This is a genomic window from Egicoccus sp. AB-alg2 (assembly GCF_041821065.1).
GTDB lineage: Bacteria > Actinomycetota > Nitriliruptoria > Nitriliruptorales > Nitriliruptoraceae > Egicoccus.
Window position 1 is genome coordinate 530,491 of sequence record NZ_JBGUAX010000002.1, and the last position, 22,616, is coordinate 553,106.

Sequence of the window (22,616 nt, forward strand, 5' to 3'; positions counted from 1 at the left end):
CGGCACGACGAGGAGACCGCCATGGAGCACACGATCCGGAGCACCCGGCTGGTGGCGGTGCGCGGGGATCTGACGCGCCAGGACGTGGACGCGATCGTCAACGCCGCCAACGTGCACCTGCGTCACGGGGGCGGGGTCGCCGGCGCGATCTGCCGCGCCGCCGGGCCGGACGTGCAGGCGGAGTCCGACGCCTGGGTCCGAGCGCACGGCCCGCTGCACGACGGCCAGGCCGCCGTGACGAGCGCCGGACGGTTACCGGCCGCGGCGGTCGTCCACGTCGCCGGGCCCGTGTACGACGCCGGCCGGGACGACAACCAGCCGCGGCTGCGTGCCGCCGTGACCGCCGCGCTCGACGCCACCGCCGAGCGGGGTCTGCGGACGGTCGCGTTCCCGGCCATCTCGGCCGGCATCTACGGCTATCCGCGCGACGAGGCGACGCGGGTCGTGGTGGAGGCGGCGGCCGCCTGGGTCGACGAGCACCCCGGGATGCTCGACGAGATCCGGCTGGTGGGCTACGACGACGCGGCCCACGACGACTTCACCGCCGCCCTGGCGGGCCTTGCCGCGCCGGGCTGACCAGCGCGACCGGCAGGTGGGCGTCCGGACCGCCTGCCGCTGGCCGCTCCCCCGCCAGGACCTGCTCGACCAGCGCCGCCGCCACGTGCGGACCCAGGTGGGACGCCTGGGCGGCCAGCCGTCGGACCGCGACTCGTGGGCGCGGATCCGCCAGGGCACGCGCCACCCGCCAGCGCAGCCGGCGTGGGGACAGGCGGGCAGGCGCCAGCACGCTGGCGACCCCCGCCTCGCGCAGCCTGGCCGCGGCCTCCCGCTGGTCGCCCTGGAGCGGGACGACGACCAGCGGCACCCCGGCCGCGGCCGCCTTGGAGACGAAACCACCGCCACCCGGTCCGACCGCCAGGGCGGCGCCGGCCAGCAGCGGCGCGTGGGGGCCCCGCCCGACGACCAGCCGCTGGCCCGCGCGCGGGTGCAGATCTCCCGAGGTGACGACCAGCCGCACGTCGAGGTCGCACAGGCCGGCCAGCGCCGTCCGCCCGAGGCCACCGGAGACGCCCGTGGCGGTGGAGTCGGTGACGACCACCAGCGGCTCGTCGCCCTCGGGGGGCGCGAGCGGTGGCAGGTCGGGCTCGACGGCCAGCGGGCCGACGACGTGGACCCGTTCCGGCCACGCCCGCCGGCGCCGCTCCAGTGCGGGCAGCGTGGCCACCAGGCGCAGCAGCGGTTCCACGCGCCGGTCCAGCCCGATGCGCCGCGCCGCAGCCGCCGCCTGACGTCGGCCGAGCGCGAGCGACCGCTGTTGCTGCACGTGGATGCGCCGATCGTCGAGCCGACGCAGCGGATGGCGCGCCGGCGCCCGCCCGAGCCCGACGGGTGGGAGGTCGGGCGCCGGGTCGGGCAGGTGGTGGGGCACCACCTCGACCCACGGCCGCCCGAGCAACTGCGCGGCGAACCCGCCGGCGTTGGTCAGGACGTCGGCCACGACCAGGTCCGGAGGATGGATCGACAGCGCATCGGCCAGTGCGACCGCCATGTCCGCGCCACGCGTCCACAGCAGGTGCCCGAGATCGCCGTCCTGCGACGTGGGGGCCAGCTGTGGCAGCTCGCGGAAGGCGCAGCCGTGCGCGGCCGCGAGCGCCGCGTGCCCCGCACCGCTGCAGAAGACGACCTCGTGGCCGCGCTCGGCGAGCGCCGAGGCCACACCCAGCGTGGGCAGTGCGTGGCCGGCGTCCGGGCCGGAGACGACCGCGATGCGGCTCACCCGACCAGGGTCCCGGCGCCCGGTGTCTCGCGGCGCCGCACGTCCTGCCACGCACGTGCCAGCCCGTCGACCGCCCGGCGCAGCTCGTCCGGCGGGCGGCTGAGCGTCAACCGGACCCGGTCGAGGTCACGCCCCAGCGAGGAGCAGGCCCGGGCGGGTGGCACCAGCACCCCGTGCGCGGCGGCCGCGGCCGCCACGGCGTCGCCGGAGACCCCACCGAGTCCGACCCACATGCTCATGCCGCCGGCCGGTAGGTCGAAGGTCCACTCCGGCAGCCGCTCGGTCAGTGCCTGCGCCAGTGCCTCCCGACGCTCCCGCAGCAGCGAGCGGCGCCGGGTCAGCAGCGGCTGCAGGCCCGCGAGGGTCCGGGCGGCCGCGAGCTGCGGAGAGACCGCCATGCCCAGGTCGATGGCCGTCTTCACGCGCGCCAGTTGCGGGACCTGGGCGGGTTCGGCGCGGATCCAGCCGACCCGCAACCCACCCCAGACCAGCTTCGACAGCGAGCCGACCGTGACCACGTGCTCGGCGAGCTCGGGAACCGTGGCGGCCAGCGGCGGCGGCGGGGGTTCGTCGATCCACAGCTCGTGGAAGATCAGGTCGTCGATGAGCAGGACGCCGCCCTCCGCGGCGGCCTCGACGACGAGGCGGCGGACGTGGGGCGGCATCACCGCGCCGGTGGGGTTGTGGTGCGACGGGATGAGGAAAGCGAGGTCGGCCCGCCGCTCGCGCAACGCCCGGAGGAGCGTGACGGGGTCCTTGGCGGCCTCCGGGACGGTGCTGGCGCGCAGATGGCGCAGCGTCAGCAGCTCGAGGATGCCCGACCAGCTGACGTCCTCGAGGAGAAGAGGGTCCCCGGGCCGCAGGCGGGCCGTCAGGAGGACGTCGACCGCCTGCTGGCCGCCGTTGGTGACGATGATCTGCTCCGGCTCGGTCGGTAGCCCGAGCGTCGTGAGGTGCCGGGCCAGCGCCGCGCGCAGGATCGGGTGCCCGAGGGGCCAGTAGCCGGCGGTCCCGGCGGCGACGGCACGGAACTCCTCGGTCGTGGGCAACTCGAGCTCCCGGAGGAGGTCGACGTCGGCGTCCCAGGCGGCCACCCGCAGGTCGACCCCCTCCGCCCGCGGTCCGGCGAGCACCGCGTTGATCGACGACGCCGACAGGCGTGTGGCCGGTGAGGCGGCCCGGCCGTCCTCGTCCCCGGAGCCCACGACGGTCCCGCTGCCATGGCGGGTGTGGACGAGCCGGTCGTCGCGCAGCCGCGCGTACGCACGCACGACCGTGCCCCGGCTGATGCCCAGCACGCTGGCCAGCTGCCGCTCGGCCGGCAGCCGGGTCCCGGCCGACAGCAGCCCGCCCGCGATCGCGACCTTCAGCGCAGCGACCAGCCGATCCACCGGGCGGCCGCCGCCGGCCTCCCAGTCGCCGAGCACATCGCGCAGCTCGTAGGCGTCCACGGTGTCGCTCCCGATCTCCACGTCCGCGGCCCAGCTTGCCACCGCAGCGACGCAAGCGGACCCGCCGATAGACCGCTGGAACGGATCCACCCGGCCGAAGTGGACTCATCCTAGCCGGAATGGATCCATTGAGATGCGAGTGGACCATCTCATTGGTCCCGTTGTGCGGGATGGTGGCGGACGTCACCGTCCGAAGAGGTCCATGATGCTGCTCTCCCCCAGCCCCTCCGCCGCCGCGGCCGTCGAGGCCCGCCCGGAGTCGCCGCTGACCTGGTCGGGACTGGCCGGCCTGGTCGCCGAGGCCGGCGAGTCGACCGCACCCGCCCTGCGCCGTCTCGTCGACACCCTCGAGCACGAACTGGACTGCGAACTGCCCGACAGCGCGAGCGACCCGGTGGTCGTGCTGGTGCGCCGCTTCGCCCGCGCCCACGCCCGTGCCCGGGCGACCTGCACCCCACTCCCGCACCACGACGACGTGCTGGGCGCCGCCCTGCGCCTGCAGGCGGCCTGAGCGCAGCCCCTCGGGTCTAGAACCCCGCGTCGACGGCGTCCCCGGGCGGCGCGAGGAAGGCGTCACACCATCCGCCGACCCGCGCCGCCGTCCGGGGGTCGTGGAGACGCACCAGGACCTCGACCGCGTCCGGCGCCGGCGCGGCCGGCCAACGGACGACGGTGACCCGGGCCGCCTCCAGGGCCAGCCGGCGCGACCATTCGTGGCGTACCGCGTCGGCGGCCAGGCCGCTGCCGGCGCGTACGATCACGCGCACGCGGCCGGCGTCGACCTGCGCATGCGCCCGCAACCAGTCGAGGGCCCGCACCAGCAGGTCGGCGCGCGGCGTGGCGAGCGTCACGGCGTGCGCGTCGGCCTCCGAGACGGCCGCCAGCAACCCGAGCCCGGCTGCGAACGCCGGCTCGGTCGCCAGACGCCCCACCGCCTCCTCCGCGGCCCGCCGCCGACGGTCGTCGGCGAGGGCGGCCTCACCGTCGGGCGCCGCCGCCACCGGTGGACGGGGCGCAACGGCCGCCAACGTCTGCCCGATCCACGCCCGCACCAGCAGTTCGTCGACCTGTAGACGCTTCGCGATGGTCGCCGCGCCGAGTCCGGCACGCCGCAGCGCGCGGGCCCGGGCCGGCCGCGTGTCGCTGGGATCCTCGTCCGCCGGGTCCGTCGGTCGGGTGGCTGGTGCCCGGACCGTGGGTGCGTCCACCACCGTGAGCGGCGGCAGCGTGTCGGGGGCGACGGTGCGACGGGCTCGAGCGGTCAGCGCGAACGGGATCGGCTGGTCGGCCTCGTCGTCGAACGGCAGGGGCTGCTGCGCCGCGAGGGAGGTGGACGCCCCCACGGCGACGTCGTCGCGAACCTGGTTCTCGTCCATGGTTCGACACTACGTCGGGGGTGTGACACGTCCGCCGGCCGGCGGGCGCGGTCAGCCGCGCAGGTAGCCCTCGAGGGCGTCGGCCAGGGCCGGGTGGCGCAGCTTCGCCAGCGCCTTTGCCTCGATCTGCCGGATGCGCTCGCGGGTGAGCCCCAGCTCGGAGCCCACCTGCTCCAGCGTCTGCGGCTGGGCGTCGTGCAGGCCGAAACGCCGCTCGATCACCGTGCGCTCGCGGGGCGACAGTTCGTCCAGCACGCTGGCGAGGTGCTGCTGGAGCAGCAGGTACGAGGCGGCCTCCAGCGGCACGATCGCGTTGGCGTCCTCGATGAGCTCCCCCATCGAGGCGTCGCCCTCCTCGCCGACCGGGGCGTCCAGCGACGTGGGATCGACGGCCAGGCGCCGGAACTCCTCGATCTTCTCCACCGGCAGCTCGACGGCGTGGGCGACCTCCTCGGTCGTCGGCTCGCGGCCGAGGCGCTGGACCAGCTGCCGCTCGACGCGCTTGATCTTGTTCATCGTCTCGACCAGGTGCACCGGGATCCGGATGGTGCGCGACTGGTCGGCGATGGACCGGCTGATCATCTGACGGATCCACCACGTCGCGTACGTGGAGAACTTGTAGCCACGCGTGTAGTCGAACTTGTCGACGGCACGCATGAGGCCGAGGTTGCCCTCCTGGATCAGGTCGGGGAACAACAGCCCCCGCCCGAGATAGCGCTTGGCGATCGAGACGACCAGGCGCAGGTTGGCCTCGATCAGGGCGGCCTTGGCGTCGCGGCCCAGCCGCTCGACGCGCCGCAGCCGGGCCCGCTGCTCGGGCGAGAGCTCCAGCATGGAGTCCAGCACCTCGCTGGCGAACGCTCCCGCCTCCACGCGCTTGGCGAGGTCGACCTCCTCCTCCGGGGTGAGCAGGTCGACGCGGCCGATCTCGTTGAGGTACAGCCGCACCGCGTCCACGTTGGCGGCCCCGTCGACCGGGGCGGCAGCCGGTGTCCCGGGGGTGTCGGTGCTGTCCTCGACGATGGCGATGCTGGAGCGGCGCAGCTGGCGGGCCACCGTCAGGGCCATGGTGCCGTCGAGGCCGGCCGACTTCAGCGCGGCGCCCACCTCGCTGGTGGTGACGAAACCACGGTCCGCGCCCACTTCCATGAGCTCGGCGATCTCCGGCGTCCGCGTAATCGCCTCGCGCTCGACCAGGTCGACCACATCGGCGTGGCGGGCCGCGTCGTGCGCCGCCTGCTGTGTGTCGTCGTCCCCGGCTTCTTCGGCGGCGAGGTCGGCGTCGGACGGCTCGGGCGGCTCGGCGCGCTCGGTCGGCAACACGGTGACAGTCCCCCCCTCGGCAGGCTGCGCCGACGTGGTCGACCATCCGGTCCCCTCGCCTGGCGGCACAGCGACTCCTCCAAGGTCACCCGTGGCGCGGTGGCGTTCCCCGACCGGCGCCGTTCGCGCCTCCGTCTGCTCGACGGAGCCCGCGCGCTCGTCCGGCAGGCTAACCGCCGCCTCGGAGGCGGGTGCCGGGCTCGTCGGTGCGACACGCGGGTCGCGCACCGGTCGCACGAGCGAGGCGGACACCGGAACATCCGGGATGTCCGGCCCGGGTCATTCGCCCACGGCCGTGAGGGAGCGGCGGCGCTGTTCGAGCTCGCGCAGCTGCGCCAGGACCGCCACCAGTTCCTCGCGGTCGCGGCCGTGGTGCAGCGTCTGCAACCGCTGCTTGAGGGCGCGCTCCTCGGCCTGGAGTCGGTCGGCCAGCAGCGACCGGATACGCCATGCGGCGACCTCGGCGTCCAGCGGGACGGGTTCCTCCTCCAGCGCCAGCTCGCGGATCCGGCCCCGCAGGGCGTCGTCGGGGGCGGCTTCGAGCACCGCGGTCAGTTCGACGCCGGCACCCCCCGCCGCCTGGAGCGTGGCGAAGACCTGGCGGGCCACCGGGTGCGTGAAATCGTCCTCGACGAGTTCGAACCACTCGTCGGGCAGCCACTGCGGCGCCTGCAGCGCCGTGCGCAGCGCCTCGCGTTCGCGCCGCACGCGGGCACGATCGAGTGCAGCGACCCCGCCGACCGCGCCCCCGCCGCCGCCGGGGCGCGGCCCGACGGGTGCCACGCCCTCGTGGGCGTCCAGTTCCACGCCCAGGCGGGCGGCAGAGCGCACGACGAACTCGTAGGCCACGCCGACGCGGGCCGCCACCTCGGTGCGGGCCCACTCGCGGCGCAGGTCCAGGTCCGGCTCGCGACCGACGATCTCCAGCGCCTCGCGCAGCGCCGCGGTGCGGCCCGCCTCGGTCGTCAGATCCGCGTCGGCCAGCCGGTGGCGGACCACGAACGGCACGACCGGCGTCGCGTCCGCGACCGCCGCCCGCATCCCGTCGGCGCCGACCTCACGGACCAGGTCGGCCGGGTCGCGCCCGTCGGGAAGCACCAGCACCCGCAGGTCGAGGTCGGCTCCGCCGCCGTCCCCGGCCAGCTCCCGTGCGGCCTCCCAGGCTCGCTCGGCCGCCTTGACGCCAGCCTGGTCACCGTCGAAGGCGAGCACGACCCGTTGTGCGTAGCGCGACACCATCCGCAGGTGTTCGAGGCCGACCGCGGTGCCGCAGGTGGCGACGGCGTTCGCGAACCCCGCCTGGTGCAGCGCCATGACGTCGGTGTAGCCCTCGCAGATCAGCACCTCCTCGGCACGCACGATCTCCGCGCGGGCCTGCGGGACGCCGTAGAGCACCCGTGTCTTCTTGTACAGCGGCGTCTCGGGCGAGTTGAGGTATTTGGGCGGGTCGAAGTCGCCGTAGTCCAGCCCCGGCAGGATGCGGCCCCCGAACCCGATCACGTCGCCGCCGGGATCGTGGACCGGGAAGATCAGCCGGCCGCGGAACCGGTCGCGCAGGCCGCCACGCTCCGTCCGGACCACCAGCCCGGTCGCGATGAGGTCCTCCGCCGGGAGGCCCGAGCGGGTCAGCGACTGGGCCAGCGCCTCCCATTGGTTGGGCGCGTAGCCGACGTCGAAGCGCCGGGCGTCGTCGCGGCCGAAGCCGCGCTCCTTGAGGTAGCTGCGCGCCACCTCGCCCTCCGCGGAGAACAGGGTGGTCCGGAAGAATTCCAGCGCGGCGGCGGTGACTTCCACCAGGCGCGAGCGCTGGCCGATGGCCTGCCGGTCGCGGGCCGACAGTTCCTCGTAGCGAAGGGTGAAGCCGCTGCGCCGCGCCAGGGCCTCCACCGCCTCGGGGAACTCCAGTCCCTCGATGCGCATGAGGAAGTCGTAGATGTCGCCGGACGCGTCGCAGCCGAAGCAGTGGTAGAAGTTGCCGTCCGGCGCGACGGTGAACGACGGCGTCTTCTCGGTGTGGAACGGGCACAGGCCCTTGTAGCGGCTGCCGGCCCGCTTGAGTGTGGTGTAGTCGCCGGCGACCGCGACGATGTCGGCCTGCCGCCGCAGGCTCTCCACGTCGTCCTTGAGGATCCGGCCGGCCACCTACGACTCCGTCAGGCCACGAGGTTCTGGTCGTCCCAGTCCGGGTCGAGCTCGTGCAGGAACGCGGCGATGCGGTCCACCTCGGCCGTCTCGCCGATCTCCGCGGCGGCGGCGCGCAGCCGCACCAGGCAGGCGAGGAAGCCGCGATTGGCCGGCTGCGACCAGCGCACGAAGCCGCGACCGCCCCAGCCGGCGGCTCGCAGGGCGTCGAGCCCGCGGTGGTAGCCGACCCGCGCGTAGGCGTAGCGCTCGATCGGTTCGCGGCCGAGGGCGGCCAGCTGGGCCCAGCCCTCGAGGAACGTCGGATGGTCGGCGACGACGGCACTGACCGCCAGCAGCCGGGTGTCCGGGTCGGCGGCCAGGGCACCGGCGAGCGCCTCACGCGCCGCGTCGGGCGGCGGTGGCAGCACCGTCTCGTGACGATCGGCCATCGGGAGCTCAGCCATACACACCTCGTCGTCGTTCGCGGGGGCGCCGAAGGTAGCCGTCGTGGGCTGGCTAGCCTCGCCGTCACGCCCCGCCCCGCCGTTTCCCGGAGCCCTCGTGACCGTCCGCTACGCCGTCGACCTGCGCGACCGCCTGCACCACCTCGTGCGCGTGACGCTGACCGTGCCGGCGGACGTGGCCGCCGGCGCACGCATCGTGCTGCCGGTGTGGACGCCCGGCAGCTACGTCGTGCGGAACTACGTCCACCACGTGCAATGGATCCGCGCCCGCGACGAGGCGGGCGCGGTCGTTGACCTCGTCCCCGACGGGCACACCGCCTGGCGGCTGCCCGAGCTGGCCACGGGTGAGGTCGAGGTCGAGCTCGAGCTGTACGCCAACGAGCTCACGGTGCGTACCAACCACGTCGACGACCACCACGCCCTGCTGATCCCGGCCGCCACGTTCCCGTTCGTCGAAGGTGCCGAGGACCGCCCCCACCTCGTGCACCTGCCGGCCACCGAGGGCCACCGGGTGTGGTCGTTGCTGCCGCCGGGCGACGCACCCGACACGTACCGGGCCGACCATCGCGACCACCTCGTCGACAGCGCCTTCGAGGTGGGCGCGCTGCCCGCGGTCGACTTCGAGGTGGCGGGCGTGCCGCACACGTTCGTGTGGGCCGGTCACGGCGGGCACCCCGACCTCGACGCCATCGCCGCCGACGCGACCGCGATCGGCCGGGCCGCCGTCGCGCTGTTCGAGGGTGAGCTGCCGATCGAGCGCTACGTGTACCTGTGCACCGGCTGGCACGAGGGTGGCGGCGGGCTCGAGCACCGCGACGGGTCGGTGCTGCAGATGCCGATCCGGACCTTCCAGGAGCCCGACCTGCTGGCTCGCTTCCAGTCGCTGATGGCCCACGAGTACCTGCACCTGTGGAACGTCAAGCGGCTGGTCCCGGCCGCGCTGGTGCGCCCCGACTACGAGCGTCCCACCCACACCGAGTCGCTGTGGGTCGCCGAGGGGTGGACCGCCTACTACGACGAGCTGCTGCCGCTGCGCGCGGGGGTGTGGACCCTGTCGCGGTTCCTCGACAACCTGCGCGACACGTGGCAGCGGGTGTTGGACACGCCGGGCGTCGCGCTGCAGTCGTTGCGCCGGGCGTCGCACGAGGCGTGGGTGAAGCACTACGTCCGCGACGAGAACACCGTCAACGCCAACACCGACTACTACGGCCACGGCGCGCTCGTGGCCTGGTACCTCGACCTGCTGCTGCGCGGGCTGCGGCCGGACGGTGACGGGCTCGACGAGGTGTTCCGGCTGCTCTGGCGCAGGCACGCGAACACGGCTGAGGGCTACACCGAGGCCGACGTCGAGCAGGCCGTGGCCGACATCGCGGGTACCGACCTGGGCAAGCTGTTCGAGGACCACGTCGCCGGCACGTCCGTCCCGCCGATCGACGAGGTCCTGGGGGCGGTCGGGCTGCAGGTCGTGCTCGCGACCGGCGAGGCGGCCCCCGACCTCGGCGTGCAGGTCGCCGAGGACGAGCGCGGTGTCACGTTCACGGCGGTCCTGCGCGGCCGGCCCGCCTGGGAAGCGGGTCTGACCGGCGGCGACCAGCTCGTCGCGATCGACCGGACCCGTGTGGGGCGCGGCGAGCTGGCCGGTCGCCTGCGCGCCCACGCTGCCGGCGACGAGGTGGCCGTCACCGTCCTGCGCGGGCCACGGCTGCTCACCCGCACGGTCACGCTCGGCACCCCACGACCGAGCCGCCGGCTGGTCCGTGACGAGGCTGCCGCCGACGCCCAACGCGCGGCATTCCGCCGCTGGACCGGCGTGGCCTGGGAGTCGGCGCCCACGGCCTGAGCCCTCGGGCTCCCCCGCCGGTTGGCCCGGGCTGGGAGGCCGGGGATAGCCTCGACGGCCCAGGCTCCGACATCCGTGGGGAACCTCTCGCATGGCGAACATCACCCGGCTCGTGGGCGGCGTCCTCGTCGCCATCGGCGTCATCGGCTACGTGGCCACCTCTGGCGCGCACGTCACCGCGCTGCTGCCCGCGGTCCTCGGCCTGGTCATAGGGGTGCTCGGCCTCGTGGCCGACCGGATCGACGCCGGGCAGCACGCCATTCACGCGTCCCTGGCGCTGGCGCTGCTCGGTGCCCTGGGCTCGCTGCCCCGGGTGGCCGGGATCGGTGAGGGCAGCCCGGCCGCGATCGCGTCACTGCTGACGGTCGTGGTCTGCCTGGGGTACGTCGCCCTGGGGGTGCGCTCGTTCGCCGCCGCACGTCGGGCGCGCCAGGAGGCCTGACCGCCCGCCGTGGCCCGAACCTTTCCGGCCACGGACCGCCGGTCTCAGGTGGCGAACTGCCAGGCGGCGGCGACCAGCGCGACGAGCACGACCAGCGCCCGCAGCGGACCGGCCGGCAGCCGCCGGCCGTAGCGCGAGCCGAGCCCGCCGCCGATCGTCGCGCCGATGGCGACGAGTCCGGCGACGCGCCAGTCGACGTCCGCGATCGCGATGAACAGCGAGGCCGACACGAGGTTGGCCACCCCGGCGAGCACGTTCTTGATGCCGTTGACTTGGGGCATGCCGCCGGCGACGAAGATGCCCAGCACGGCCAGCAGGATCACGCCCTGTGCGGCGCCGAAGTAGCCGCCGTAGATGCCCGTGGAGAACACGATCGCGTACAGGGCGACACCGGGCGTCACCGTCGCCGGCGGGCCCTCCACGGGTGCGTCCGGATCCGGGGCGGTTTCGGGCACCCGGGCGGCCCGGCGGCGGGTCACCCAGGCCGCGACCCGCGGCTGGGCGGCGGCGAGCACGGCGGAGAGCAGCAGCAGCGGCGGGATGACCTGCTCGAACGCCTCCGGCGGCAGGACGAGCAGCAGTGCGCCGCCGATGATCCCGCCGATCGCCGAGGCCGTCGCCAGCCGCCACAGCAGGTGCGTCTGGCCCCGCAGCGTGGCCCGGAACCCGTAGGCGCCCGTGACGGCGCCCGGCACCAGTCCGACCGTGTTGGAGACGTTGGCGACCACCGGCGGGAAGCCCAGCGCCAGCAGGGTCGGGAAGGTGATGAGGGTGCCGGCGCCGACGACCGCGTTCATGGCACCGGCCGCCATCCCGGCGAACAGGATGACGACGGCGTCGAACGCAGCCACGGGGCACGGACCTTCGGCTCGGGAGCGACCTCCAACGCTAGGGCACGGCGACCCCCTCGCCGTGCACCGCGACGCGGACGCGTCCCTCCCCGACCTGCCAGGTCGTCGTCGTGACGGCGGCGGCCAGCGCGTCGTCGTGCGTGACCAGCAGCAGTGCGCCGCCCCAGTCCGCCAGGGCGGCCTCCAACCGCTCGATCGACGGCAGGTCGAGGTGGTTGGTCGGCTCGTCGAGCACCAGCACGCTCGCCGAGCCGGCGAGGAAGCGGGCCAGTGCCAGCTTGCGGGCCTCACCCGGCGAGGGCGCGTCGGTCACCAGCACACGGTCCGGATCGACGCCCAGCGTCGCGAGCGTGCCGAGCACCCGGCCGCGCTGGTCGTTGTCCAGGGCCCGCAGCGACGCCAACTCGGCGCCCGGGTCGGCCAGTTCCTGCGACAGCCGTCCGACCCGCTCCGGGGTGCCGTCCAGGGCGCGCAACAGCGCGGTGACGAGCGTCGTCTTGCCGGCCCCGTTGCTGCCCGCGACGTGGACCCGCTCGCCGCGGTGCAGCGCGACGTCGACGTCATGGAGCAGCACCTCACCGCCGGCGTGGCGGATGTCGCCGCGGACCGTGGCCAGCACCCGCCGACCGCTGCCGACCTGCCGGAAGGTGACGTCGCCGCCGGGCTCGCGGCGCACGTCGAACGCGTCGGCCTCGGTGCGGGCACGGCCGACGCGCGCGTTCATCTGGGTCACGCGCCGCGCGAGCGCGGCCTCGGCCTTGCGCTGGGCGAACTTGCGACCGGCTTCGCGGGCGTCGGGCTGTGACGCTCCGGCCAGGCGACGTTCCCGCCGTGGGCCCGCCTCCGCGCCGTGCCGGTCGCGGCGGACGTCGGCGAGGATCCGTTCCTGCCGGCGCAGCTCCCGCCGGGCGCGGTCGTGTGCCTCGCGTTCCGCGCGCTCGGCCGCCCGCCAGCGCGCCGCTGCCTCCCCGTAGCTGCCGGCGTGCAGCTCCAGCTGTGCCCGGTGCACGCGCAGGGTGCGGGACGTGAGGCGCTTGAGCAGGGCGCGGTCGTGGCTGACGACCAACCCGAGGCCCCGGAAGCCGGCCAGCGCGTCGACCAGCAGGTCGCGGGCGTGCGCGTCGAGGTGGTTGGTGGGCTCGTCGAGCAGCAGCACGTCGGGGTCGTCGGCCAGGGCTGCCGCGACCTGCCATCGCTTGCGCTGGCCGGGTGAGAGCGCGTCCCAGCCGCGTCCGAGCGTCGGGTCGAGGTCGTCGGGGTCCAGGGCGAGGCGGCGCCGCAGCCGCTCGGCGACACCGTCCCACTGCCAGGCGAAGCCGACCACGTCGTCGGTGAGGTCGTCGACCTCCTGTCGGACGAGGCGCGGCGGTGCCGACACCTGCACGTCGAGATCGCCCGCGGTCGGCCGGACGTCACCGGCCAGCAGGCGCAGCAGGGTCGACTTGCCGGCGCCGTTGGCGCCGACGACGCCCACGAACGGGCGCGGTTCGCCGGGCGGGGACGCGGCGAGGTCGAGGTCGACCTCGTCGAGCACGGTGGCGGCCAGGGTGTGGGCGTACGAGACGCCCCGCAGGTGCAGGGAGACCACGGTCGGTCCTTCGCTGCGCGGCCGCGGCGACGGCACGCGCGGATCGAGCCGGCGGCGCACGACGGCGCACGACCGGCAACGGCGAGATCAGCCGTGGATCCGCAAGAAGGACGCTCCCGGGACGGGGTCGTGGTGGGACCGGCGGCGCGGCGCTGCCGACGCGGCGCGGTCGGGGGTGACGCTACCGGACCGCCGGAGCCGGCGTCCAGCGTCTTCAGAGCTCGCCGCGCAACTCCTCGAGGCGATCGCGTACCTCGTACAGCCGCCCGGCGACGCGGCGGAACGCGTCCACGTCGAGGTCCGGCTGGGCGAGCCGGTCCGTCAGCACCTCGACCTCCAGGGTGAGCAACTCCACCTCGGTGCGCACCCGGTGGACGGCGTCCAGGCTCGCGAAGGGACGGGCGACGATGGCCTCGTGCAGCAGCTTGCGGGCACGTTCGTCGCGGCGCACCACCTCGAGCGGGACACCGGCACGCCTGAGCAGGTCGTCGAGGTCGGGCAGCGCACGGTCGAAGGGCAGGGCGAGCAGCGCGTCCTCGAGCCGCACGAGCGCATCCTCGGCTTCGTGCGGCGGGCGCGTGGACGCGTCGTCGCGTGACTCCTCGTGCACGCCTTCGCGGTCACCGGACACGACCGCACCTCCTCACCGGCACCTCATGGTATCGGTCGCACGTCCCGATCCGGCGCGGCAACACGCAGTATGGACCGTTGCCGTGGCGTACGTCCCGCCGTTTGCGACCATCGGTCGCGAGACCACGAGGATCGGCGGTGGGAAGGCGGCGGTCGCGCGACGCGACGCCGGGACTGCACCCGGCGCGAGCGTGCGGCAGGATGTGCCACATGGACCACATCCCTTCCCCCAAGGATCTGCGCAGCGCCGCGCGCGCCTGCACGTTCCTCGCCTATGCCGCCGGGCTGGCCGGCGTGGCCGGCGGCACCCTGATGCTGCGCGAGGACGAGTTGGCCATGGCGCTGGTCCTCTACACCGTGACCTTCGCGGTGGGTGCGGCGCTGATGGGTGTCGCCGTGCTGGTGCGGGCGGTCGCCGGCCTGTCGACGCAACTCGCCCGCGTGGAGTCCGACGTCCGGGTGCTCGTGGGCGAGCGTGCCCGCGGCGCGCCGCCGCGGGACGAGCGCGACCCCTGGCGTGGCTACCACCCGCCGTGACCGCCGCGTCCGGACGCGTGGCGGCCCGCTCCGGACGTGGAGCGGGCCGCCGGGAGCGGTGCCGGCGTCGGCGTCAGGCGGGCGGGCAGGCGGCCTTCAGGGCCGCCACGACCTCCGGTGTCGCGATGTCGAGCGCGACGGCGTAGTCGGTCAGCACCTGGTTGGCGAGCGCCGGGTCGTCGCGGTGGATCGCGAGGACGTCCGCGAACGGGATCGAGTCGCCGCTGCCGATCGGGTACTCGAGACCGTTCTGGGCGACGCTCGTCAGCAGACCCTGACTCTTCAGGACGCCGATCCCGAACTGCTGGCAGGTGCTGCCGGCGGGCTTGCCGCCGCCACCGGCGCCGGCCGGCGGGCCGGCAGCGACCGCCGGCAGTGCGGTCACGAGCGTGAGGCTGGCAGCGGCGATGCCGACGAACAGGCGGCGCATGGTCGACTCCTGGGCCGAGGGGATTGGACGCAGACCATCCGTCACACCCCCGGCCCACGGACCGCCCGGCGCGCGTCCATCGCCTTCCCGCGGTGCCGGCGCGCGCGGTCGGCCGGTGTCCTCAGCAGGCGGGCAGGCGCTCGGCGAGGTAGTCGACGAGCCGGTCGATCGAGACCCGGTCCTGGGCCATCGTGTCGCGGTCCCGAACCGTCACCGCCTTGTCGTCGACCGACTCGAAGTCGACCGTCACGCACAGCGGCGTCCCGATCTCGTCCTGACGGCGGTACCGGCGGCCGATGGCCTGGGTCTCGTCGTAGTCGCACATCCAGCGGACCTTGACCGCGTCGAAGACCTGCTTCGCCAGCGGCGTGAGCTCCTCCTTGCGCGACAGGGGCAGCACGGCGACCTTGTAGGGCGCGAGCCGCTTGTCGAGCTTCAGCACCGTGCGGTTCTGCAGCTCGCCCTTCGCGTCGGGGGCCTGCTCGACCCGGTAGGCGTCGAACAGGAACGCCAGCGTCGCGCGCGTCGCCCCCGCCGCGGGCTCGATCACGTACGGCACGTAGCGGTGGTCGTTGGGCTGGTCGTAATACGACAGGTCCTTGCCCGACGCGGCCGCATGCGCCTTCAGGTCGAAGTCGGTGCGGTTGGCCAGGCCCTCGAGCTCGGACCAGCCCATCGACGCGTCCGGGAAGAAGTACTCGATGTCCACCGTGCGCTTCGCGTAGTGGGACAGCTCGTCCTCGGCGTGCTCACGGATGCGCAGGTTCTCGCGACGGATGCCCAGATCCGTGTACCAGTCCATGCGCTCGTCGATCCAGTACTGGTGCCATTCCTCGTCGGTGCCCGGCGCGACGAAGAACTCCATCTCCATCTGCTCGAACTCGCGGGTCCGGAAGATGAAGTTGCCCGGCGTGATCTCGTTGCGGAACGACTTGCCCATCTGCGCGATGCCGAACGGCGGGCGCTTGCGGGTGGCGCGCTGGACCGTCGCGAAGTTCACGAACATGCCCTGCGCCGTCTCCGGCCGCAGCCAGACGCTGGACGCGTCGGACTCGATCGGCCCCATGTTGGTCCGGAACATGAGGTTGAAGTTGCGGGCGTCGCCCAGTGCGTCCTTGCCGCAGTTGGGGCACACGAGGTCGCCCTCTGCCCGTTCGTCGCCCAGCTGGGCCTCGCGCAGATGGTCCTCGCGGAAGCGCTGGTGGCAGTTGGCGCACTCGACCAGCGGGTCGGAGAAGTTGGCGAGGTGCCCGGAGGCCTGCCAGACCTCGGTCGGCCCGAGGATGGCCTGCTCCATACCCACCACGTCGTCGCGCAGCTGCACCATGGTGCGCCACCACTGGCGCTTGACGTTCTCCTTGAGCTCGACCCCCAACGGCCCGTAGTCCCAGGTCGAGCGCACGCCGCCGTAGATCTCGGCGGTCGGGAAGATGATGCCGCGCTGCTTGCACAACTCGACGATGGTGGCGAGTTCGACGGTGACGCTCGGGTGCGTGTCCGACACGGGAAACTCCTGGGACAGGGTTCGACCACCGCTGGCTGCGGCGGCGAGCGTCCCAGCCTATCGACCGTGCCCTCGCCTCACGGCGCGACCGATGAGTTCCGGGCACCCCCGGTGTCGTACCTGGCACGGCCGACGACCCCGCGCCCGGGACGGGCGCTTGACCTCGAGCAAGGTCGAGGTCCTACGGTCCGGCCGAGTGGCCCGCGGAGACGCCCGCGCCGGCCGACGACGTCCACGGAGGTGAAGACATGCGTGCTCGCGACGCGTTCGCGATCGAGGCCGACGGCCTGACCAAGACCTACGGCGAGGTCCGCGCCCTCGACCGGCTCCACCTGCGTGTCCCCGCCGGCGGGGTCCACGGGGTGCTGGGTCCCAACGGTGCGGGCAAGACCACCGCGATCCGTTTGCTCGCCACGCTCGTACCCGCCGACGGCGGCCGCGCCCGGGTGCTCGGGCACGACGTGACGGAGGCACCCGACGAGGTCCGGGCACGGGTCAGCCTGACCGGGCAGTTCGCCTCGCTCGACGAGGACCTGACCGGCCTGGAGAACCTGGTGCTGGTGGCACGGCTGCTCGGTTTCCACCGGCAGGCCGCCCAGCGGCGTGCCCGCGACCTGCTGGGCGCCTTCGGGCTCGACGATGCCGCCGGACGCCAGGTGAAGCACTACTCGGGCGGCATGCGGCGTCGACTCGACATCGCCGCGTCGATCGTCGTGCGGCCCGAACTGCTGTTCCTCGACGAGCCCACGACCGGCCTGGACCCGACCAGCCGCGGGCAGGTCTGGGACATCGTGCGGGCGCTGGTCGCCGCCGGCACGACGGTGCTGCTGACGACGCAGTACCTCGACGAGGCCGACAAGCTCGCCAACCGGATCGCCGTGATCGACCACGGCCGCGTGATCGCCGAAGGCACCGCCGGCGAGCTCAAGGCATCGGTGGGCGGGGGGACGCTGCACGTCCGGTTCCGCCAGCCCGACGACCGCGCCCTCGGGGAGGTCGTGCTGGCCGAAGCCCTCGGCGCCACGCTCCACCTCGATCCCGACCCCGTGGCCCTGACCGCACAGGTCGACGACCCCGGCCGGGTGGCGTTGGCGCTGAGCCGGCTCGCCGACGCCGGGCTCGTCCCGGGCGAGTTCTCCCTCGGGCAGCCCAGCCTCGACGAGGTCTTCCTGGCGCTGACCGGACGGCCGGCCGAACCCACCAGCGACCGCGAGGAGGCCGCGGCATGAGCACCACGACACCCTTCTCCCCCGCCGGGTACGACGTGGACGCGATCGTCCGGGTCGCCGTCGCCAGCGACGACCGCCCGGCGCCGCCCTCGGCGACGACGACCTCGCTGACGTTCGCGTGGCGGGCACTGCTGAAGATCCGTCACGTGCCCGAACAACTGCTGGACGTGACGGTGTTCCCGGTGATGTTCCTGCTGATGTTCACCTACCTGTTCGGCGGGGCCGTCGCCGGGTCGACGGGCGCGTACCTGCAGGAGGTCGTGCCGGGCATCCTGGTGATGCAGGTCGCCTGGATCAGCATGTACACCGGCCACACCCTCAACCGGGACATCACCAAGGGCGTCCACGACCGCTTCCGGTCGCTGCCGATCTGGCGTCCCGCGACGCTGGTCGGGCCGCTGCTGGCCGACACGGTCCGCTACACGATGGCGTCGACGGTGATCCTCGGCCTGGGGTGGGCGTTGGGATTCCGGCCACAGGCCGGTGCCACGGGCCTCGTGCTGGGCATCGCCGTGCTGCTGGTGTTCTCGTTCAGCCTGTCGTGGATCTGGACGACGGCGGGCCTGCTGCTGCGCTCGGAGAACGCCGTGTTCTCGGTCGGCAACATGGTCATGTTCCCGCTGACCTTCGTCAGCAACGTGTTCGTGCCGACGGAGACGCTGCCGGGCTGGCTGCAGGGTTTCGTGGCCGTGAACCCGATCAGCCTGGTGGTCACCTCGGTGCGCGGTTTCGTGCACGGGTCACCGGACCTGCGCGCGACCGGGCTGGTGCTGGTGATCAGTGCGGCGCTGGTGGCGGTGTTCGGGCCGCTGACGATGCGGCTGTACCGGCATCCCCGCTAGTGCCGTCGCCGGCGGTGAAGGTCACGGGCGCGTCGAACGCCGCCTTGCGGGCGGCCCGGCGCAGGGCCCGCAGCAGTGGCCGGCCCGTGGCCAGCACCAGCCCGGCGGTGACCAGCGCCCGCGGGATGTCGAATCCGAGCGAGGTGACCAGCGTGAAGGCGACGAACCGGCGCAGGTTGTCGAGCAGCGGGTCACCGGCGACGAACGACACCGCCGTCGTCTCCGGCAGCGCGAACGGCCAGAACGACAGGTTCAGCAGCAACCCGTAGAGCAGGCCGGCCAGGGCGCCGTAGAGGGCCAGCAGCGCCAGTTCCGCCCGGCCACGCAGCGGCGGCAGCAGACCCGCCCCGGCACCCACCCAGGCGGCGCCGAGCATCTGGAACGGCAGCCACGGACCCACCCCGCCGGTCGTCAGTGCCGAGGCGAACAGCGTCGTCGCCCCGAGCACGAACCCGAACCCGGGCCCGTGCACCCGGCCGGCGAGGACCAGCAGGAAGAACACGGGCTCGAAGCCGGCCACGCCCGTGCCGAGCGGGCGCAGAGCCGCGCCCACGGCCGTCAGCACCCCCAGCATCGCCACCGCCTTGGCGTCGATGCCGCCCTCGGCGATCTCCGCCAGCACCACCACCAGCACCAGCGGCAGGAGGAGCGTGAACAGCAGCGGGGCGTCACGCAGCTGCGCCACGCCGGCGCCGGGGTCCACGAACAGCGGCCACGCGAAGGCAGCCAGGCCGATGCTCGACGCCAGCAGCACTGCCAGCGTCGCCCGCGGCCGCAGCCGGATCGAGCGCACCGAACCGCGTCGACGGCCGCCCACAGCGGCCCCGGCGTCGGGCGGGACGGTCGGGGCGCTCACGGCAGCACCGCCAGCGCGTCGGCCACCTCGCTGGGCGTGAGCCACACCGCCGGTGCCAGCACCTTGGCGACCTGGGGCGCGAACGCCGGCGAGCCGACGACGACCTCGTCGGTGGGGCCGTCGGCGACCACCTCGCCGTCGGCGATCACGACGGTGCGGGTCGCGATCTCCGCGGCCAGTTCCACGTCGTGGGTGGCGAGCACGATCGCGGTGCCGTCGGCGGCGAAGTCCTGCAGCAGGCCGGCCAGGCGTTCCTTGGCCCGGTAGTCCAGGCCGCGGGTGGGCTCGTCGAGCAGGAGCAGCGGCGGTTCGCCGACCAGCACCAGGGCGAGCACCAGCCCCAGCCGTTGCCCTTCGGAGAGGTCGCGGGGATGGCGTTCGTCGTCCAGGCCGGGCACGAGGCGCTCCAGCAGGCGCCGGCAGCTGCCGGCGGGGGCACCGGCGTCCCGGTCGGCCTGGCCGCACTCCTGGGCCACCGTGTCCGCGTACAGCAGGTCCGCCGGCTCCTGTGGGACCAGGCCGACGTGACGGACGAGGTCCCGCGGCGCCAGCGTCGCCGGGTCGTCGCCCGCGACGGTCACGGTGCCGGTGAGCGGGCGGTGCAGGCCGACGAAGCTGCGCAGCAGCGTCGACTTGCCGGCGCCGTTGCGCCCCATGACGGCGACCACCTCGCCGGCGGCGACGTCGAGGTCGACGTGCTGCAGGGCGAGCACCGGCCCCAGCCGGACCGACACCCCGCGCGCGGCGGCCACCATCTGCGCGTCGGCGTCGTGGCTCGGGCGACGTCGCCGGTGGGCGGACGCGAGCCGTTCGCGCAGCTCCGGGGCGCGGCGGCGGGCGTCGCGCACCGACAGCGGCAGCGGCTGCCAGCCGGCCAAGCGCCCCAACTCGACCACCGGCGGGGCGACCGGCGTGGAACGCAGTACCTCGGCCGGCTCGCCGACCTGCAGGGCGCGACCGTCACCGGGCACGTGGATCACCCGGTCGGCGTACTGCACGACCCGCTCCAGCCGGTGCTCGGCGAGCAGCACCGTGACGCCCAGGTCGTGGACCAGCCGCTGCAGTGCGGCCAGCACCTCCTCGGCCGCCGGCGGGTCCAGCGCCGAGGTGGGCTCGTCCAGCACCAGCACCCGCGGATGGGCCGTGAGCACCGCACCGATCGCGACCCGCTGCCGCTGGCCGCCCGAGAGCTGCTCCAGGGGTCGGTTTCGCAGGTCGACGAGCCCGAGCAGGTCCAGGGTCTCCTCGACGCGCCGGCGCATCACGTCGCCGGGCAGCCCGAGCGACTCCATCCCGTAGGCCAGTTCCTCCTCGACCGTGTCGGTGACGAAACTGGAGCGGGGGTCCTGCCCCACCACGCCGACCACGTCGGCCAACTCGCGCGGCGGATGCAGGCGCGTGTCGCGGCCGGCGACCGTCACCCGCCCGTGCAGCGTGCCGCCGGTGAAGTGCGGGACCAGGCCGTTCACGGTGCGCAGCAGCGTCGACTTGCCCGAGCCGGTCCGTCCGACGACGAGGCACAGCTCGCCCTCGGGCACCTCGAGGTCGATGTCGTGGAGGGCGGGCCGGTCCGCGCCGTGGTAGGTGACGCCCACCTGCTCGAATCGGATCACGCGTCCACCTCCATGCGGGACGCGTCCGCGGTCGAACCGCGGGGGCGGTCGGCGGGCGGCACGGGGGGTGCTACCGGAGGCGGGGTCAGCCAGGCCGGCAGCAGGGCCACCAGCAGCGCGAGCGTGGGCACCAGCGGCAGGGTCGGCAGGCGCAGTGGCACGAACGTCGGCGCCATCGCGGCCGGGTCGAGCGCCGCGCCCACGAAGGCGCCGGCGGCGGCGACGGCCCCGCAGGCGGCCGTCAACCGCTCTGGCCCGGCCCACGGGTCGGGCCGGTATCGGCTGCGGACGGTGCGGCGGCCGGCCAGGCGCACGCCGAGGGTGGCCGTGACCAGCCCGAAGGCCAGCGCCGGAACCCCCATAAGCACGGGGCTGCCGGCGTCCAACACGCCGTAGACGCCCACGCTGGTGCCGAGCAGGCCCGTGAGCGTCAGCACGCCGGTGAGCCGGCGCACCCGCGCCGGGACGTCGGCGCGGCGTCCGTAGCCGCGGGAGTCCATGGCGGCGGCCAAGGCCAGCGACCGGTCGAGGGCGTCCTCGACGACCGGCAGGGCCACGGACAGGACGCTGCGCAGGCCGTGGTCGGGGCGGCCACGCAGGCGCCGGGCGGCGCGGATCCGCTGCACGCTGGTCACCAGCGAGGGCGCGAACGAGAGCGCCACCACGACCGCGACGCCAACCTCGTACAGCGCGGCCGGCAGCGACGCCAGCAGGCGCTTGGGGTTGGCCAGCGCGTTGGCGGCGCCGACACAGGCCAGGATCGTGGCCAGGCGCAGGCCGTCGGCGAACGCGGTGACGACCGACTCGAGGGTGACGGCGCCGCCGAGCGTGATCCCGGCCGCCCAGTCGGGCAGGTCCGCCTCCGGGAGCGTGAACAGCACCGTGGTGCCCTGCGGGACGCCGAGCAGGACCTGGAACACCAGCCGGATGGTGAGCACGACCAGTCCCAGCTTGAGGAACATCGCGAACGACCGGGCCCACGGGGCGGTGCTGCGCCGGGCCGCCACCACGTAGCCCGCCACCACCAGCACGAGGCCCAGCAGCAGCGGGTTGAACGTCCGCGTCGCGACCGTGGCCAGCCCCAGCGCCCACAGCCACCACGCCCCCGGGTGCAGGGGGCGTGGCAGCCGTGCGGCACGGGCGGACACGGTCAGCCGCCGAAGGTGTCGTCGCGGCGGCGGGCGCGAAGGACGCCGGCCACGGCGAGTCCGGCGACCAGCACCCCACCGGCGATGGCGCCCACCGGGGCACCGCCGCCCCCGCCGGGTACGTCACCGAGGGCGACGACGTCGTCCTCCCCCGAGGGGCGTCGCGCGTCGGCGCCGGTCTCCTCGGACGCGTCCTCGCCGCGGTCGGCCGGGGCGGGTGTCGCGCCCGCCCCGTCGTCGGGGGTCGACGCCTCCTCGGGGGCCGCCGCGTCCGCGGACGGCGACGATTCGGTGGCGGCCGTGTCCGCCTCGGGGTCGCGCGCACCCGCGGCGTCGTCGGTGTCACCGCGCTCGCGGATCCCGTCCGCGTCGGCATCCTCGCCGTTCCCACCCGTGTCACGGTCCCGGGTCGACGAGGTCTCGCCGCCGCCCGGGCCGTTCGACGGCGCCTGGGCGCCTGGGGTGGAGCCGCGCGTGGAGGTGTCGCGCTCGCGTGGGCTCGCCGATGGTGACGGTTGGGCGGTGGCCGACGCCGTGGGCTTCGGGGTGGGCGTGCGGCTGGGCTTCGGCGCGGGCTCCGGCTCGCTGGGC

At 74.5% G+C, this 22,616-nt stretch carries 21 protein-coding genes and 1 pseudogene; 7 read left to right on the forward strand and 15 right to left on the reverse strand.

Annotated elements, in window-relative coordinates; translation table 11 throughout:
* Positions 1-21: 21 nt before the first annotated feature.
* Positions 22-576 (forward strand): macro domain-containing protein, encoded by a 555-nt coding sequence (locus tag ACERM0_RS05150; RefSeq protein ID WP_373677447.1) that lies wholly within the window; start codon positions 22-24, stop codon positions 574-576.
* Here ACERM0_RS05150 and ACERM0_RS05155 read toward each other — a convergent pair.
* Complete coding sequence (locus ACERM0_RS05155) at positions 539-1,777, reverse strand: glycosyltransferase (protein ID WP_373677448.1); 1,239 nt, start codon at positions 1,775-1,777, stop codon at positions 539-541. The two genes, ACERM0_RS05150 and ACERM0_RS05155, sit on opposite strands and share 38 nt — an antisense overlap.
* On the reverse strand, positions 1,774-3,270 hold the full coding sequence (locus tag ACERM0_RS05160; protein ID WP_373677449.1) for a PLP-dependent aminotransferase family protein: 1,497 nt from the start codon (positions 3,268-3,270) through the stop codon (positions 1,774-1,776). Before ACERM0_RS05160 ends, ACERM0_RS05155 begins: the two co-directional genes overlap by 4 nt.
* Positions 3,271-3,430: 160 nt before the next feature.
* Here ACERM0_RS05160 and ACERM0_RS05165 point away from each other — a divergent pair, with 160 nt between their 5' ends.
* Entirely contained in the window at positions 3,431-3,739 is a 309-nt protein-coding gene (locus tag ACERM0_RS05165; protein WP_373677450.1) for a hypothetical protein, read from the forward strand.
* A 16-nt stretch (positions 3,740-3,755) separates the two neighbouring features.
* Here ACERM0_RS05165 and ACERM0_RS05170 read toward each other — a convergent pair whose 3' ends face one another.
* From ACERM0_RS05170 to ACERM0_RS05185, 4 genes are all read right to left on the reverse strand, one after another.
* Positions 3,756-4,604, reverse strand: coding sequence for a hypothetical protein (locus ACERM0_RS05170; protein WP_373677451.1), 849 nt, complete (start codon positions 4,602-4,604; stop codon positions 3,756-3,758).
* 51 nt (positions 4,605-4,655) lie between these two features.
* The gene (locus tag ACERM0_RS05175; RefSeq protein WP_373677452.1) at positions 4,656-5,927 is read right to left on the reverse strand and encodes an RNA polymerase sigma factor; all 1,272 of its coding nucleotides are present in this window, start codon (positions 5,925-5,927) and stop codon (positions 4,656-4,658) included.
* A gap of 279 nt (positions 5,928-6,206) precedes the next feature.
* Entirely contained in the window at positions 6,207-8,069 is a 1,863-nt protein-coding gene (gene dnaG, locus ACERM0_RS05180; protein WP_373677453.1) for a DNA primase, read from the reverse strand.
* 11 nt (positions 8,070-8,080) lie between these two features.
* Positions 8,081-8,515, reverse strand: a complete 435-nt coding sequence (locus ACERM0_RS05185) for a DUF3151 family protein (protein ID WP_373677454.1) — start codon at positions 8,513-8,515, stop codon at positions 8,081-8,083.
* A 97-nt stretch (positions 8,516-8,612) separates the two neighbouring features.
* On the opposite strand from ACERM0_RS05185, the gene ACERM0_RS05190 reads away from it, so the two are divergent.
* Together ACERM0_RS05190 and ACERM0_RS05195 are read left to right on the forward strand one after the other, a co-directional pair.
* Positions 8,613-10,355 (forward strand): M61 family metallopeptidase, encoded by a 1,743-nt coding sequence (locus ACERM0_RS05190; protein WP_373677455.1) that lies wholly within the window; start codon positions 8,613-8,615, stop codon positions 10,353-10,355.
* A gap of 91 nt (positions 10,356-10,446) precedes the next feature.
* Positions 10,447-10,797, forward strand: coding sequence for a hypothetical protein (locus ACERM0_RS05195; protein ID WP_373677456.1), 351 nt, complete (start codon positions 10,447-10,449; stop codon positions 10,795-10,797).
* A 44-nt stretch (positions 10,798-10,841) separates the two neighbouring features.
* Here ACERM0_RS05195 and ACERM0_RS05200 read toward each other — a convergent pair whose 3' ends face one another.
* From ACERM0_RS05200 to ACERM0_RS05210, 3 genes are all read right to left on the reverse strand, one after another.
* On the reverse strand, positions 10,842-11,648 hold the full coding sequence (locus tag ACERM0_RS05200) for a sulfite exporter TauE/SafE family protein (protein ID WP_373677457.1): 807 nt from the start codon (positions 11,646-11,648) through the stop codon (positions 10,842-10,844).
* A gap of 37 nt (positions 11,649-11,685) precedes the next feature.
* Complete coding sequence (locus ACERM0_RS05205; protein WP_373677458.1) at positions 11,686-13,236, reverse strand: ATP-binding cassette domain-containing protein; 1,551 nt, start codon at positions 13,234-13,236, stop codon at positions 11,686-11,688.
* A 214-nt stretch (positions 13,237-13,450) separates the two neighbouring features.
* Positions 13,451-13,867 (reverse strand): hypothetical protein, encoded by a 417-nt coding sequence (locus ACERM0_RS05210; protein WP_373677459.1) that lies wholly within the window; start codon positions 13,865-13,867, stop codon positions 13,451-13,453.
* A 209-nt stretch (positions 13,868-14,076) separates the two neighbouring features.
* Between ACERM0_RS05210 and ACERM0_RS05215 the strand changes: the two genes are divergently transcribed.
* A complete protein-coding gene (locus ACERM0_RS05215) occupies positions 14,077-14,403 on the forward strand; it encodes a hypothetical protein (RefSeq protein ID WP_373677460.1) in 327 nt (108 codons plus the stop codon).
* Positions 14,404-14,476: 73 nt separating this feature from the next.
* Here ACERM0_RS05215 and ACERM0_RS05220 read toward each other — a convergent pair whose 3' ends face one another.
* Positions 14,477-14,833 (reverse strand): hypothetical protein, encoded by a 357-nt coding sequence (locus ACERM0_RS05220; protein ID WP_373677461.1) that lies wholly within the window; start codon positions 14,831-14,833, stop codon positions 14,477-14,479.
* A 121-nt stretch (positions 14,834-14,954) separates the two neighbouring features.
* Positions 14,955-16,337, reverse strand: coding sequence for a glycine--tRNA ligase (locus ACERM0_RS05225; RefSeq protein WP_373677462.1), 1,383 nt, complete (start codon positions 16,335-16,337; stop codon positions 14,955-14,957).
* Positions 16,338-16,585: 248 nt separating this feature from the next.
* Between ACERM0_RS05225 and ACERM0_RS05230 the strand changes: the two genes are divergently transcribed.
* Together ACERM0_RS05230 and ACERM0_RS05235 are read left to right on the forward strand one after the other, a co-directional pair.
* Positions 16,586-17,566: an ATP-binding cassette domain-containing protein gene (locus tag ACERM0_RS05230; RefSeq protein ID WP_373677463.1), complete on the forward strand. Its 981-nt coding sequence runs from the start codon at positions 16,586-16,588 to the stop codon at positions 17,564-17,566.
* Positions 17,563-18,408 (forward strand): ABC transporter permease, encoded by an 846-nt coding sequence (locus tag ACERM0_RS05235; protein ID WP_373677464.1) that lies wholly within the window; start codon positions 17,563-17,565, stop codon positions 18,406-18,408. The genes ACERM0_RS05230 and ACERM0_RS05235 overlap by 4 nt, the downstream gene beginning before the upstream one ends.
* Here ACERM0_RS05235 and ACERM0_RS05240 read toward each other — a convergent pair.
* The 4 genes and pseudogenes from ACERM0_RS05240 to ACERM0_RS05255 form a co-directional block, all read right to left on the reverse strand.
* Entirely contained in the window at positions 18,344-19,264 is a 921-nt protein-coding gene (locus tag ACERM0_RS05240; protein ID WP_373677465.1) for an ECF transporter S component, read from the reverse strand. The two genes, ACERM0_RS05235 and ACERM0_RS05240, sit on opposite strands and share 65 nt — an antisense overlap.
* A complete protein-coding gene (locus tag ACERM0_RS05245) occupies positions 19,261-20,877 on the reverse strand; it encodes an ABC transporter ATP-binding protein (RefSeq protein ID WP_373677466.1) in 1,617 nt (538 codons plus the stop codon). Before ACERM0_RS05245 ends, ACERM0_RS05240 begins: the two co-directional genes overlap by 4 nt.
* A complete protein-coding gene (locus ACERM0_RS05250) occupies positions 20,874-22,031 on the reverse strand; it encodes an energy-coupling factor transporter transmembrane component T (protein ID WP_373677490.1) in 1,158 nt (385 codons plus the stop codon). The genes ACERM0_RS05245 and ACERM0_RS05250 overlap by 4 nt, the downstream gene beginning before the upstream one ends.
* Positions 22,028-22,616: pseudogene (locus ACERM0_RS05255) on the reverse strand (hypothetical protein); the annotation flags it as partial. The pseudogene ACERM0_RS05255 and the gene ACERM0_RS05250, both read right to left, overlap by 4 nt.